This window comes from Vibrio sp. 10N.286.49.C3 (assembly GCF_041469545.1).
GTDB lineage: Bacteria > Pseudomonadota > Gammaproteobacteria > Enterobacterales > Vibrionaceae > Vibrio > Vibrio tasmaniensis_A.
Window position 1 is genome coordinate 272,231 of sequence record NZ_JBFRKT010000009.1, and the last position, 12,944, is coordinate 285,174.

The following is a 12,944-nucleotide window of genomic DNA, read 5'->3' on the forward strand; positions in this document are numbered from 1 at the left end:
AAGTTGGATGTGAAAACGGCGCTATTCTAACAGGGCTTGATTACGAAGAGCAAACGTTTGCGCGGTTTTTTTTATTAGAATAAAGATTCTGAAATAACCCCACAGTTCGTGTATAATCTACAGGTTTGTTTAAATATTGCCGGAGTTGGAAATGAAAGTTGTTGAAGTGAAACACCCGCTAGTAAAACATAAAATTGGCCTGATGCGTGAAGGTGACATTAGTACTAAGCGTTTTCGTGAGCTAGCGACAGAAGTGGGTAGCCTTCTAACATACGAAGCGACATCAGACTTTGAAACTGAACGTGTAACTATTGATGGTTGGAACGGCCCAGTAGAAGTTGACCAAATTAAAGGTAAAAAGGTAACAGTAGTGCCAATCCTACGTGCAGGTCTAGGCATGATGGATGGTGTTTTAGAGCATATGCCAAGTGCTCGAATCAGTGTCGTGGGTATCTACCGTGACGAAGAAACATTAGAGCCTGTACCATACTTCAACAAGCTAGCATCTAACATTGATGAGCGTATTGCTCTAGTGGTTGATCCAATGTTAGCAACTGGCGGTTCTATGATTGCAACTCTTGACCTTCTAAAAGAGCAAGGCTGTAAAGTATTTAAAGTACTGGTACTTGTTGCTGCCCCTGAAGGTATCGCTGCACTAGAAAAAGCGCACCCAGATGTTGAGCTTTACACTGCTGCAATCGATGAGAAGCTAAACGACAAGGGCTACATTGTTCCTGGTCTTGGTGATGCTGGTGATAAGATCTTCGGTACTAAGTAATTCGGTTTCAGCTTAAGTTACGCTAAACCGTTTCTTAACTCGCTGAATTAGCCGTATTAATAAAAAGGGAGAGCATTCGATGCTCTCCCTTTTTTGATCTTGCTTGCTTGTGATGCTCTTAATTGAGGATCACAAGTCTCTACAGTTTGTTGACTTGCAGTTAGTCGATTTGGGCTTTGTCTACTACGGTGTTGTCGCCTAGCTCTTCAGGAAGGACTAGGTTCAGTAGAATAGCAACGATACCGCATAAGCTTACGCCTTGTAGGCTAAAGTCGCCGATGCCAAATGCCATGCCGCCAATACCGAAGACCAAAGTAATGCCGACAATCACAAGGTTGCGTGATTTGTGTAGGTCGACTTTGTTCTGAATTAGAGTATTCAAGCCTACGGTTGCGATAGAACCAAACAGAAGAATCATGATGCCGCCCATAACAGGAACTGGAATCGTTTGAAGTAGTGCGCCTAGCTTACCTACTAATGCTAGAACAATCGCTGTTACTGCTGCCCAAGTCATGATCACTGGATTGAATGCTTTGGTCAGCATTACAGCCCCCGTTACTTCACTGTAGGTTGTATTTGGTGGAGCACCCAACATAGAAGCAGCAATCGTTGCCACGCCGTCACCAGTTATTGTGCGGTGTAAACCTGGCTTCTTAAGGTAGTCTTTACCGGTTACATTCGAAATAGCAAGCATGTCGCCTACGTGTTCAACAGCAGGTGCAATTGCTACAAATACCATAAAGAAGATAGCGTTGATGTTGAACTCTGGCGCTGTGAAGTTAGGTAGAGCTAACCAAGCAGCCTGAGCGACAGGGGTAAAATCAACGACACCATATACTAAGCTCGTAATATAACCCGCAACAATACCGCCGAAGATCGGCAGCAGTTTAAGAAAGCCTTTCGAGAAAACACTGATGACAATCGTTACTAACAATGAAATAGATGAAATCCATAATGCTGCGTCTGCATCTATAAGCTGAACCGCACCATCGCCTGTTTTACCTAGCGCCATGTTTACCGCAACAGGCGCAAGACCTAAGCCGATCACCATGATTACAGGGCCAACTACGACTGGTGGAAGCAGTTTGTGGATAAAGGCTACACCACGTACCTTAATTAAGGCACCCATTAATACATACACAACACCTGCTGCCATAAGGCCGCCCATGGTTGCACCTACACCCCAAGTTTGAATGCCAAACATGATAGGTGCGATGAATGCAAAAGAAGACGCAAGGAAAATAGGTACTGAACGGCGTGTAATAAGTTGGAATAAAAGGGTACCGATACCTGCCCCAAAGAGCGCTACGTTGGGATCAAGGCCTGTCAGCAGGGGCACCAGTACAAGTGCACCAAAAGCGACAAATAGCATTTGCGCACCTTGCAGAGCATTTTTCATGTTATGTCCTTAAAAATGGTCGTTATATGAAAAGCGAAAAATAAAATTCGCGGGATTCTATCACTTGGCAATCGGTTGCTATGTCAGATAGATCAAATTTATTTATATTAGTTATGTTTATCTCTATCAAAATAAGAAAAATTCAGTTTACAAGTGAACGATTTATCATGGTCAGGTGATATTTTGTGGTTATTAAACACAGTGGGTGCTAACGACCTTGCCCCTCAATCCATAGTTGCTTATCATCAAGGCACAAGCTTTGAATATTAGGATCAATATGCGCTACATAGCATTGTTGTTGATGGGACTATTAGCCTCTCCGAGTTATGCCTTAACTCAAGTAGATATCTTTAGTGCTGAAGTTGCGATTAACGCTGAAGACAAACAACCAGAACAAGTGGCAAGAAATACTGGCATGGAGCAGGTATTGATACGTGCGACTGGCCAAACTGATGTCGCGTCGAATGAGACGATTCAAAAGGCGATGCGTAAGAGTGCGCAGTACATGTCTCAAATGAGTTTTGGCGAAAGCAATGACCAATCAACATTGCGTATGCGTTTTAACGGTGCTCAAATTCGTTCACTACTGACTCAAGCGCAATTACCGTATTGGCCTGATACTCGCTCAAATATTCTTGTTTGGCTGGTAGAAGAGAGTAACTACGACAAGAACATTGTCTGGGAACACTCCAACTCACTGTTAGCTGTAGGCTTACAAGCCAATGCAAAAGAGCGCGGTTTGCCTTTGATGTTTCCTGTTGGTGATTTTGATGATGTTACGGGAGTGGCCACCTCGGATTTGTGGGGCAGCTTTGTCACACCGATTGGCAACGCGAGTCAACGTTACCCTGTTGATGCTGTTTTGGTGATTAAGGCACAGTCTTCTGGATTACGCTGGACTTTGTATGATCAAAAACCAAACCAGCTGACGAGCGCACCAACATCACCGGTAAGTGGTTCGGTATCGGGTAACAGTGCGACGACTTCTAAGAAATTGGTTGATCAAATCAGTAACTACTACGCAGGCAAAAGTGCTGTTGTTGTAGCAAGTGAATCATCAGAGTCGATTTTAACTCAGTTTATCAGTTTGAATAATGCTCAAGACTTCTTCCAATTGGAGAATGCACTGAAGCGTCTAAACTCGGTGGCAAGCTTAGATATTCTACAAATTCAAAACAATGAAGTGACGTTCCGAATTCATTTGTTATCGACCCAACAAGAGTTTGAACAAGAAGTTGAAAGCATTCGCCAAGTCGCGAAGGTTGAAGAGTCTTATATCGAACCTGAAGTGAGCCCAGAATTTGAAGCGCAAGATAACATTATGTCTGTAGGCGATGACTCTGCTGTTGTTACTGATGCGATGGGCAATGAAACTACGCCAAGCGTTCAAGTGATTAAAGGCAGTGAGTTATCTACAGATGCTGAGCTAACAAATGCTGAGGTGACGCTAGGTGAATCTGATGAGGAAGCGCTACCAGTCACAGCGCCAGTAAACGCTAAGCCAAGCTTGGTATACGAATGGGTTCGCTCGTAATCGTCTACCGACATGACAGACAGATCGATATGAAATCATGAAAAAAGCCCTGCAAGAGAAATCTCGCAGGGCTTTTTGTTTATCTGTTGTCATGTCAGATCTAGAGCATCGAACCAATATTATTGTTCAAACTTAGCTTTCTCTTTCTTTTCTACTTCGGAAAGGCGCTTCAACTTGATGCCTAACTCTTTGGCTCTAAAACGGGTAAATAATATATTGCCTGCGAAGCCTAGAGTCGTCAAAAGCAGTTCTACAGCGGCTAACAAGCGCTCTCCACCGTCTACATACATAATAGTTAACGCGTGTAGGAAGTAGAGCATTAAGACGAAATTCGCCCAAGCATGCGTATAAGGTTTGCCCGATAATATTCCCGGTAATGGTAGTAACAGCGGTATAGCCCAAGCAATCGCCAGTGTTACATTACTGAGGTGAGGGTGCGGTGAAAGTGTCATCTGCCAAGCAACCACCCAGAATAAAAGCGACAAATTGCCCGTTAAAGCAAGGTAGCGAAATAGCTTGGTTTTGGGAGACATCGGTCTCTCTGACATATACATCATTGAGGCATTCCCTTCTGGTTAATAGCGATGCGCGCTACGCGTTTGCCTAGGCTTTTCGCCAACTCAATTTCTTCTTTGCTTAATGAAGCGCTCTCTCCAGTGCTGCTTGCACCGTAAGGTGTGCCACCGGTTTGAGTGGTGTGCAGCGCAGGTTCTGAATAGGGGATGCCCACGACTAACATGCCATGATGAAGTAGAGGCAGCATCATGCTTTGCTGTGTCGTCTCTTGACCACCATGTAGTGATGAAGAGGAAGTAAATACACAAGCTGGTTTATCGATGAGATCGCCATTAATCCATAACGATGTAGTGCTATCCCAAAAGTGCTTCATTGGCCCAGCCATATTGCCAAACCATACTGGGCTGCCGAGTGCTAAACCATCGCAAGAACGGAGATCTTGTAAGGTCGCAATAGGATCTGTTGGTTGATAGCGCGAATCCGGCTGCTCTTCTACCGTATACACGTTGTTCACCGTTCTTAGCATGGCTTCGCAGTTCGGGATGGATTCCACCCCTCGAGCGATTTGCCTTGCTAGCGCTTGGGTGTTGCCGTGTCGACTATAGTAGAGAACAAGAATGTTGATGCTCATATTGGATTACAGAATCTCTAGTACTTGTTCTGGTGGACGACCAATTTTTGCTTTGTTGTTCGCGACAACCACTGGACGTTCAAACAGTTTTGGATTCGTTGCCATTGCAGCGAAAAGATCTTCATCAGTCACTGATGCGTCACCAAGGTTCGCTTCTTTGTAATCCGCTTCTTTGGTACGCATCATGTCGCGAACACTCTCAAAACCAAGCTGAGTGAAAAGCACTTTCAGCTGTTCAACAGTCAAAGGCGCATCTAGGTATTTGATCACCTCTGGTTGTACGCCGTTTGCTTCAAGCAGTTCGAGAGTTTGACGGCTCTTTGAGCAGCGTGGGTTATGATAAATCACGACAGACATGGTTCTTCCTCATTATTATTTTTGATTTAATCGTTCAGTCGAAGCCAACTGAGTGGCTTCTTATTGTGTAACGTTGAGCTTTCTTTGTATTTTGGCAACGATTTTCGCTACCAGTCATTATACTTATTGCAACGATAAGAAGCGTTCGCGCTGTATCATTAGTTGATCAATTCGAGCGTCATAACGTGCTTGTTTTAGGCTGCCTAGTTCTGCGATTTGGCTCGCCTGCGTGTAGTACTGAATCGCTTTGTTCCAGTTGGCTTGCAGTGCCAAAATCTCTGCCCTAGCAGACAGTTCTTCATCGCTGTTGCCAAGGTTTGTATTTGCCTTTGAAAGCAGGTACCACCCATTGGTGTCGTTCGGGTTATCGTGCGTGTAACGTTGCAACACGCGAACGGCTTCCTGTAGGTCTTCATTTTCGATCAGTGCATTGGCGTAGTTTATGGTTAGAACTGAGTTGTTTGGTTGACGCTCAAGTGCTGACTTAAGTTCTTTAATCGCAATCTCAGGCTTTTTCTGTTCAATGTGCAGATCTGAAATAGCATCTAGATAGAACAAGTTGGTTGGGTCGCTATTCATCAGCTTGGTCAGAATCGGTTCTGCTTTATCTAGTTTTTTTGAATCTAGGTAAACTAGTGCTTGTCCATACTCTAATGATGGAACCAAGGCTTTGGGGGCTTTCTTCAGCTTTCGCTCAAACCAATCAAGAGCTGCATCATTATTGATACCAGCATAGCGCGCAACAATACGGGCTCTTGCTAAATGGTAATCCAATGACGGAGCCAGTTTTAGTGGGGTATAGCTACGAGCACGAGCGCGTGAATCTGTGATTCGGTCTTCAGGCAACGGGTGAGTTAATAGCATTGGTGGCGGTGTGCTTGCATAGCGGTATTCATCAGCTAAGCGGCCAAAGAAACGTGGCATAGCGTTTACATCGAACCCTGCTTTTGCAAGCGTGTTGATGCCAAAGCGGTCGGCTTCTTTTTCATTACTTCGGGTGTAGTTTATTTGGCTTTGCATGTTACCAGCAGTTGTTGCAGTGATGGCTGCGATACCGGCTTCTGGTGCTGCAATCGCTAATAATACAGAAGCGGCCAGTGCTGCGATGGTTGCAGGAGAGCGGCGTGCTTGATCTTCCATACTACGTGCTAAGTGACGCTGAGTAACGTGCGCGATTTCGTGCGCCAATACGGAAGCGAGTTCACTTTCAGACTGTGCATGCAAGAACAAACCTGAGTGCAAAGCAACATAACCACCAAAAAAAGCAAAAGCGTTGATATTTCGGTCACGGATCATAAAGAACTGGAAAGGTGTCTTTACATCATTCGCGTTCGCGACAAGGCGATGGCCAAGCGTGTCAATGTATTGGTTTAGAACCGGGTCGTTTACGATAGGCTGGCTGCTTCTGATGATGCGCATGTAAGCATCACCATAGATAAGTTCTTGGTCGATAGTGAGTGTGCCGCCTGCCGCGGTGCCGATATCGGGTAGCTCCAAACCATTGGTATTTGCCAACGTTGGAGTGCTTAATGTAGCTGCGATGCATAAGCAAGCAATTGAGCGAGCGCGTTTAAACATATTAGTCAGTAATACTCCGTTTCTTCTGACAGTAAGACAAGTGCAATGCAAATTGGTTCTCTATCTGATGTAACCTTTACCAAGTGCGTGCGCTATCATGAAGGAAGATGAATGAATGATGGCGCGTTTTCAAAAACAGATTACAATACGACCCTTATAATAAGCATCGAGCTAAAGAATGACACCTAATATTCTAGATTTACGCCAAGAGCGCTGTCCAATGGCACTATTATTAGCCAAGCGTCACAGTGTAAAGTTAGAAGTAGGGCAATCATTGTCAATTTATGTCTCTGATAACAGCTCGATGAAAGATATTGTTACTTTTTTGTCAAAGCAAGCCTATGACGTCATCGTAGAGGTTTGCTCTAATTACCATCATCTCCTCGTCACTAAAAAGGAATTGCAGTCAAATGCTTGAAATGGTCAATCGTTGGTATAAACGACGTTTCTCTGATCCCCATGCTGTCAGCTTGGTTGCCATCATTCTCTTCGGCTTTATTACGATCTACTTCTTTGGTCACCTCATTGCCCCACTTTTGGTGGCTATTGTTTTGGCTTATCTGCTTGAGTGGCCGGTTACTCAACTTCAAAGACTCGGTGTTCCAAGAACCCCATCAGTGATGTTGGTGATTTTAATGTTCTTTAGCGTGATGTTACTTGCGCTGTTTGGTCTAGTACCAACGATTTGGGAACAGGTAGGTAACCTTATCAATGATATTCCAAGCATGTATGGTGGCTTACAGAAGTTCATCGCAACCATTCCTGAGCGTTACCCTGAACTAGCAAACCTGCAGATCGTTGAATCGATTGTGTCTAATGCGAAAAACAAAGCATTAGGCTTTGGCGAAAGCGTTGTGAAGGGCTCTTTAGCTTCTCTTGTTAGTTTGGCGACGCTTGCGGTTTACCTGATTCTTGTGCCGCTGCTGATTTTCTTCCTTTTGAAAGACAAAGAAGAGATGATCAGTATGGCTAGTGGTGTTCTGCCTAAGAACCGTCGTCTAGCGACCAAGGTTTGGGTAGAGATGAACCAACAAATCTCAAATTACATTCGCGGTAAGGTGCTTGAGATTTTGATCGTCGGTGGTGTCAGCTACGTAACCTTTGCGATTCTGGATTTACGTTATTCAGCACTGCTGGCTGTCGCGGTCGGCTTCTCGGTATTGATTCCTTATATCGGCGCGGCGGCTGTGACCGTTCCAGTCGCGATTGTTGGCCTGTTCCAGTGGGGCTTAGAACCTCAGTTTTATTGGTTGCTTCTCGCTTACGGTATTATCCAAGCGTTAGATGGTAACGTGCTCGTTCCTGTTCTGTTCTCTGAAGCAGTGAACCTACACCCAGTAGCGATTATTGTAGCGGTGTTGGTGTTTGGCGGACTGTGGGGGTTCTGGGGCGTGTTCTTTGCGATCCCTCTAGCCACGTTGGTGAAAGCGGTTTGGAATGCCTTACCGAGCCATGCTCTCGATGATGATCCCGAACATCAATCGTAATTGAACGCGCTATCAATTTGAACGCGCTATCAATTTTAATAAGTACAAAAAGGCCGAATATCCATGATATTCGGCCTTTTTGCATTTGGCTTAGTAGTGAGTAGCGTATTAAGATTCGCTAGGTGCGAATTTAGAGAATCAACTCACTAAAATCGACATTAAGTTTCTGGGTTGAAGTAATCTAAAACCACTTCGTGGTGAGTCTTGGTTTTGAACTTGTTGAAGACGTGTTCAATCTGACCTTCTTCATCAATTAGAAAGCTAATACGGTGCAGACCATCGTACACTTTGCCCATATCGAATTACCCTTGGAAATAATCTAAGACGACAACTTTGACAATTTTATTAAAAATCTTTCTTTAATAGTGGGTTAGGTTAAAAATTTCTCTTGCTCAACTACAAATATAGCAGTTGTCATAATTTTTTGTAAATTTGGCTCTATTTACCGATTTTCCAAGTGAAGCCTGTCATAAAAATCTTAGGCAAGCTATGACGTGGAGCCACTAGTATATATGACAGAATCGCTTGGTGATCACACGCTTGGTGATCACACCTGTAACTCACTTTTGGACAAAAACGTGCTAGAACTATTGCACTAACAAGCTTCTGCCTGATTAGAAAAAGTATCTTGAAACCTTAAATGCTTGTTATATGCGATCGTTGATGCCTACTTTTCTACTCCTCATATTTGGTGTTTGTTTTTCTTTGTGAGTATCTGCTTTTCCACAAACTAGATACATACCAACGAAAGTCATGACCCAAATAACGATGTGTACCGTAACTATTATTTTGTTGTCGCATAGTTCATAAGGCATTAGTGACTTATAGGTTGAGAATAGTTGGAGAACAAACCAAGAGGCTAAAACGTAAACACTAACCCATTGGTTAATTTTCGAGACAGATATACTCTTAGGTCCCAATATATGCCTTTCAACAAACGTGTCGAGGTCAGGTCTTTCAAGTAACGTTTTATATAAAGGTCCTGTAATTTCATCCTCAAGGAAATCCATATGATTTTCCCAGTTCTCTTGCCAGTACTTACTTCCTCTGTTCGCAAGGTGCCACGCATATGTGAATACTATCCCTATACTTGCAATAACCATAGATAGAAAATATTTATGCTCTATAAACTCAGCTCCTAGTACCGCAAAGTAACCAGCAAATGCGACAGCAATTAAAGCCCAAAAATACGTTGCTCGTTTCCAGTATAATTCTATTTCAAACTTACGTATGTCTGACACTTGCTCAAATGCAGCTTTGAGTTTAGGTGAGTCTGGGTTTCCTGCTTCAAACAGTTTTCTATACTTCTTTTTGTTAGACATAATCTCCGATTCCTTTCTAGCATATAACACCTTGTTAAGGGGTGAGTAACGCAATACCAATGCCACCGCATACCACCTTAGACACCTAAATCAACGCATAGAAAAAATGCCACGCATTGCGAATCTCTCTTGAAAAATTTGTTATGTAAAACAGCACATTGCTAAATATAGCCTAACATTATACCATTCAAAAAATCATACACTGTACACTCAAAGGAGTACTCCAAATCATGGATAACCAAGACCTGAAAGACATGCTAGATAGCATCAAGCTAGCAATTACAGATGACTATCGAGCAGGACTAACTGTTACCACTTACCGCTTGCCAGAAGAAGCACGCATAGAAAAAGTACTGGACGTTCTTCCTGAACATTTCGAACATTACAAAAAAGTCGAAATCGATGAAGACTATAAATTAATCCTGACTCACCCTGAGAAGGATGACTAGTTAGATAGCCCGGCTGAGATATACTCTCAGTCGAGCCCTGCTTTTACATAACGCCTTGCTAAGTGGCTGATAACGAACACCTAATCTAAAGCAACGCACCTTAAACACAAAACCGATTGGAACCAAAACTGCCAAGCGTTAGAAGTCCATTTGAGCAATTTGTTAGTTTGCCTACTGTGACCAAGCCAAAGGCTGAGTGCCAAGGTGTTGAATTGGTTACCAAACTAATGAATTCGAGCGCATAAGTAAACCGAACAGTTCAAAACTCAAACCCCACCAACAAAACGCACTTGGCTAAGAAGCAGCATGAGTTAAAAACCTACGGTTCAACGCACCTCAAATAAGAAAGGATTCATACGAAAAACTTGAAAACCGAGTGCGCGATTACCCCACAATTTCAACACCAAAGAAGAAGCGCAAAAGATCATTACAAAAGAGAACCGAGTAAACGATAAAAACACAGGAAACGCATAATCACTGAGCCGGAAAGCAGCCCACGCGAGATGATAATTTCGATGACAAATTTCGGAGAATGAACAGGAGTTTAGCTAGAGCGCAGAACCAAGCTTTAACCTTAAAACTCATTTCTGCACTTAGCAAACTAACATTTTAATATCGTGCCAGCTCGAATTTATGTATTCAGCATATCTCAAGAACCCTATCTAACCAACTGAAAATTATGCATATAATTAAGTTTAAATCTAATTTCTAGTTGAAAACCGTGCAAGCACATATTGCTTCCAATTCAAGGCATGTTATCAATCAAAACTTCCCTTTAGTTCTCAATTATTCAATAGCTTAGAGGTGGTTGAACAACATATTCGTGCGTGAGTGTGATTGAAGGTTAGTCTGTTGTGGATTAGAACATTTAGCTACATTGTTGGAACTCTAGGTATGAGGAAAAGTAAGGCAAGTTGCAGGGTTTCAAACTGAGTTCAATCCCTCTCTGGCTCACTTTGGGGCACTTTCGAGCCAGAAGATGCCAAGGGTAAAAATTCAAGTCATCAAGGTTCTGGAAATAGATGAGTTTCAAAAAACATCCCAAAATGGTCATTCAAATTAGTCGATGGTCATAGTCATTTGTTAACTCTTAAACTCGACAACAAATGACTTTCGAAAAGCTAGCCGAAGTCACCAGAGGTCATGGTTGACTGTATATTTTTACACCTTCACTGAGAATAAATTTAACCGCCTCCAATGCAGCCATCTTCCCCGTCTCTTTTACTCCCCCTTGCAAGATGTCTCCAACAGGCTTTTTCTGCGTCAAAGAGTCAGGCATTGAACTCAAGGCTTCAAGACCTTTAGGAGACAGCCTGATCCCAGTTGCGTTCATGGTGGCACGTTCAGAGCGAACAGGAAACCTAGTCCAAAGATAGTCAGCCTGATGCAGCCAACTCATGGTATCTCGGCAGATACCCTCAAGCATGGCGCAATTTTCTTGATAGTCCGATTTGTCATAGTATTGAGATACTTGATGAGCAACCTTTCTATAGTCAAAGTCCGTTTCACTTGGAAAATTTTTGTAGCACTGACCTAATATCTCGGAGACCGTCAGATTGAACATATCGATATTTTGCAAGATTATCTCCTAGCTATTTAAAGCTCGTCCATTGTGGATCTTGATGCGACTGCGGATAAATCAAACTCAATTCTATCGGTATGTACCGTGAACGAGATATTCGCTTCAATAGTGCCACTCTCATCCATATCAGAGCAGCCATTATAAACGCTCCAATCAAACCTATAGGTCAATGTGTATTCATTATTTATATGATGATCAACGCTCACAACCTCAATGCCCGTGTGATTTTCGGCTTGATGACTTATGAAATCCAAATCGGGAATCAAACCCCTTTCAAAATAAGGCTTGTGAGAATCAAGAAAACCATTGAGATCCATGGCAGTCTGTTTGCCATGTTTGGTTGTCGCATTGTATCTGTCCGTTCGCATCGCCATTCCCCATTTAGTAATATCCCACTAGTTCAATACCTTAGCACAAATATAAAGGGCTGAGCTAAGCCAACTCTAATGTTGATACTTTTACAATGTAATGGGTCATCAAAATTGGCCTCTCCCATAGACGTTAGATTAGTTAATCCATAAGAAAATCTAGGTCAATTTTTTATTATTAGATGGTTGTTGATTTATTGGGTTATCAAACAATGGAGTAGAATTGAGCTAGACACGACAGCTAGATCGATGCTGGAAGGTAGTTTCTTGGATGAGCGGCAAACTCACTATCACGGAGGATAAGCCGCTACTAATTTGTTTATATTTTTTATATAGCCAGTTTCACAAACTGTGTTTACTGGAACCCGTTAAGGGCGAATTTAGTTTTCTTGAGTGAAAATGATTATGCGTCCTTGATAATCTTTCTCAGCCAGTAGTAAGCGAATGCTCCCTTGCCTACTAACGTAACCAATGCGGTTGCGGTTTGTAGCGTCAATGTTGGGTCAAACGTAATAGCGACACTCAACAGAAATGACATTTCTACCATATTAGCTCCTGATGCTTGTATGGCAGCTGCCAACACAATCACCAGAGGGTGAATTTCAGTAAGTTGGTGAAAACCTCCTTGTTGGACTGTACGAAAGTGGCACGTTCTCAAATGGTTAAGCTCGTTACAACGCGCCAACACTTGAAGGTGAACTTAATTGAATAGCAACTGATTTGCAAAGCAAAAAAGCTAAGAATCACAAAAAGTGAGTTAACTGGTATAAAGCTCTTCATGTAGCGCAAACTACTACACGTACTTTCGGGTTCACAACTTAAGATAACTTTTAGTAAGGCAAAGTCGCATTAACAAGATATGAATGAGTAAAGGGTCTAACGCATAAAGGGGCAGCTTCGTGTTACGCCGCCTAATCAGCAAGGTGTGATCACCAAGCGATTC

At 42.9% G+C, this 12,944-nt stretch carries 14 protein-coding genes and 1 pseudogene; 5 read left to right on the forward strand and 10 right to left on the reverse strand.

From position 1 onward, the window contains the following. Positions 1 to 151: 151 nt before the first annotated feature. On the forward strand, positions 152 to 778 hold the full coding sequence (upp, locus tag AB4180_RS05780; protein ID WP_009847387.1) for a uracil phosphoribosyltransferase: 627 nt from the start codon (positions 152 to 154) through the stop codon (positions 776 to 778). 160 nt (positions 779 to 938) lie between these two features. Here upp and AB4180_RS05785 read toward each other — a convergent pair whose 3' ends face one another. Beyond that, positions 939 to 2,177, reverse strand: coding sequence for a uracil-xanthine permease family protein (locus AB4180_RS05785; protein WP_017100802.1), 1,239 nt, complete (start codon positions 2,175 to 2,177; stop codon positions 939 to 941). Positions 2,178 to 2,454: 277 nt separating this feature from the next. Here AB4180_RS05785 and AB4180_RS05790 point away from each other — a divergent pair, with 277 nt between their 5' ends. After that, complete coding sequence (locus AB4180_RS05790; protein ID WP_102249075.1) at positions 2,455 to 3,711, forward strand: DUF2066 domain-containing protein; 1,257 nt, start codon at positions 2,455 to 2,457, stop codon at positions 3,709 to 3,711. 119 nt (positions 3,712 to 3,830) lie between these two features. On the opposite strand, the gene AB4180_RS05795 is transcribed toward AB4180_RS05790, so the two are convergent. The 4 genes from AB4180_RS05795 to AB4180_RS05810 all read right to left on the reverse strand — a co-directional run bounded on the left by AB4180_RS05795 (position 3,831) and on the right by AB4180_RS05810 (position 6,793). Beyond that, on the reverse strand, positions 3,831 to 4,268 hold the full coding sequence (locus AB4180_RS05795) for a DUF2069 domain-containing protein (RefSeq protein WP_009847385.1): 438 nt from the start codon (positions 4,266 to 4,268) through the stop codon (positions 3,831 to 3,833). Beyond that, on the reverse strand, positions 4,265 to 4,858 hold the full coding sequence (wrbA, locus tag AB4180_RS05800) for an NAD(P)H:quinone oxidoreductase (RefSeq protein ID WP_102249074.1): 594 nt from the start codon (positions 4,856 to 4,858) through the stop codon (positions 4,265 to 4,267). The genes AB4180_RS05795 and wrbA overlap by 4 nt, the downstream gene beginning before the upstream one ends. Before the next feature lie 6 nt (positions 4,859 to 4,864). Beyond that, complete coding sequence (gene arsC / locus AB4180_RS05805; protein ID WP_009847383.1) at positions 4,865 to 5,215, reverse strand: arsenate reductase (glutaredoxin); 351 nt, start codon at positions 5,213 to 5,215, stop codon at positions 4,865 to 4,867. Positions 5,216 to 5,338: 123 nt separating this feature from the next. Further along, entirely contained in the window at positions 5,339 to 6,793 is a 1,455-nt protein-coding gene (locus AB4180_RS05810; RefSeq protein WP_009847382.1) for a M48 family metallopeptidase, read from the reverse strand. 178 nt (positions 6,794 to 6,971) lie between these two features. Here AB4180_RS05810 and AB4180_RS05815 point away from each other — a divergent pair, with 178 nt between their 5' ends. Further along, entirely contained in the window at positions 6,972 to 7,211 is a 240-nt protein-coding gene (locus AB4180_RS05815; RefSeq protein WP_012604576.1) for a sulfurtransferase TusA family protein, read from the forward strand. Further along, a complete protein-coding gene (locus AB4180_RS05820; RefSeq protein WP_009847379.1) occupies positions 7,204 to 8,280 on the forward strand; it encodes an AI-2E family transporter in 1,077 nt (358 codons plus the stop codon). Before AB4180_RS05815 ends, AB4180_RS05820 begins: the two co-directional genes overlap by 8 nt. A gap of 158 nt (positions 8,281 to 8,438) precedes the next feature. Here AB4180_RS05820 and AB4180_RS05825 read toward each other — a convergent pair. Next, positions 8,439 to 8,576, reverse strand: a pseudogene (locus AB4180_RS05825) (hypothetical protein); the annotation flags it as partial. Positions 8,577 to 8,927: 351 nt separating this feature from the next. Next, a complete protein-coding gene (locus tag AB4180_RS05830) occupies positions 8,928 to 9,602 on the reverse strand; it encodes a hypothetical protein (RefSeq protein WP_102249072.1) in 675 nt (224 codons plus the stop codon). 230 nt (positions 9,603 to 9,832) lie between these two features. Here AB4180_RS05830 and AB4180_RS05835 point away from each other — a divergent pair, with 230 nt between their 5' ends. Next, on the forward strand, positions 9,833 to 10,051 hold the full coding sequence (locus AB4180_RS05835; protein WP_102249071.1) for a hypothetical protein: 219 nt from the start codon (positions 9,833 to 9,835) through the stop codon (positions 10,049 to 10,051). Positions 10,052 to 11,192: 1,141 nt separating this feature from the next. Here the strand turns inward: AB4180_RS05835 and AB4180_RS05840 are convergent. The 3 genes from AB4180_RS05840 to AB4180_RS05850 form a co-directional block, all read right to left on the reverse strand. Beyond that, entirely contained in the window at positions 11,193 to 11,630 is a 438-nt protein-coding gene (locus AB4180_RS05840) for a hypothetical protein (protein WP_102249070.1), read from the reverse strand. A gap of 17 nt (positions 11,631 to 11,647) precedes the next feature. Continuing rightward, positions 11,648 to 12,001 (reverse strand): hypothetical protein, encoded by a 354-nt coding sequence (locus tag AB4180_RS05845; protein ID WP_133151480.1) that lies wholly within the window; start codon positions 11,999 to 12,001, stop codon positions 11,648 to 11,650. Positions 12,002 to 12,404: 403 nt separating this feature from the next. Further along, positions 12,405 to 12,548, reverse strand: a complete 144-nt coding sequence (locus tag AB4180_RS05850) for a hypothetical protein (protein WP_153189405.1) — start codon at positions 12,546 to 12,548, stop codon at positions 12,405 to 12,407. Between the last annotated feature and the right edge of the window lie 396 nt (positions 12,549 to 12,944).

Bases quoted from the DNA above. Each gene is read 5' to 3' on its own strand.
- upp (WP_009847387.1), top strand. From the start codon at position 152: ATGAAAGTTGTTGAAGTGAAACACCCGCTAGTAAAACATAAAATTGGC.
- AB4180_RS05785 (WP_017100802.1), bottom strand. From the start codon at position 2,177: ATGAAAAATGCTCTGCAAGGTGCGCAAATGCTATTTGTCGCTTTTGGT.
- AB4180_RS05790 (WP_102249075.1), top strand. From the start codon at position 2,455: ATGCGCTACATAGCATTGTTGTTGATGGGACTATTAGCCTCTCCGAGT.
- AB4180_RS05795 (WP_009847385.1), bottom strand. From the start codon at position 4,268: ATGATGTATATGTCAGAGAGACCGATGTCTCCCAAAACCAAGCTATTT.
- wrbA (WP_102249074.1), bottom strand. From the start codon at position 4,858: ATGAGCATCAACATTCTTGTTCTCTACTATAGTCGACACGGCAACACC.
- arsC (WP_009847383.1), bottom strand. From the start codon at position 5,215: ATGTCTGTCGTGATTTATCATAACCCACGCTGCTCAAAGAGCCGTCAA.
- AB4180_RS05810 (WP_009847382.1), bottom strand. From the start codon at position 6,793: ATGTTTAAACGCGCTCGCTCAATTGCTTGCTTATGCATCGCAGCTACA.
- AB4180_RS05815 (WP_012604576.1), top strand. From the start codon at position 6,972: ATGACACCTAATATTCTAGATTTACGCCAAGAGCGCTGTCCAATGGCA.
- AB4180_RS05820 (WP_009847379.1), top strand. From the start codon at position 7,204: ATGCTTGAAATGGTCAATCGTTGGTATAAACGACGTTTCTCTGATCCC.
- AB4180_RS05830 (WP_102249072.1), bottom strand. From the start codon at position 9,602: ATGTCTAACAAAAAGAAGTATAGAAAACTGTTTGAAGCAGGAAACCCA.
- AB4180_RS05835 (WP_102249071.1), top strand. From the start codon at position 9,833: ATGGATAACCAAGACCTGAAAGACATGCTAGATAGCATCAAGCTAGCA.
- AB4180_RS05845 (WP_133151480.1), bottom strand. From the start codon at position 12,001: ATGCGAACGGACAGATACAATGCGACAACCAAACATGGCAAACAGACT.
- AB4180_RS05850 (WP_153189405.1), bottom strand. From the start codon at position 12,548: ATGGTAGAAATGTCATTTCTGTTGAGTGTCGCTATTACGTTTGACCCA.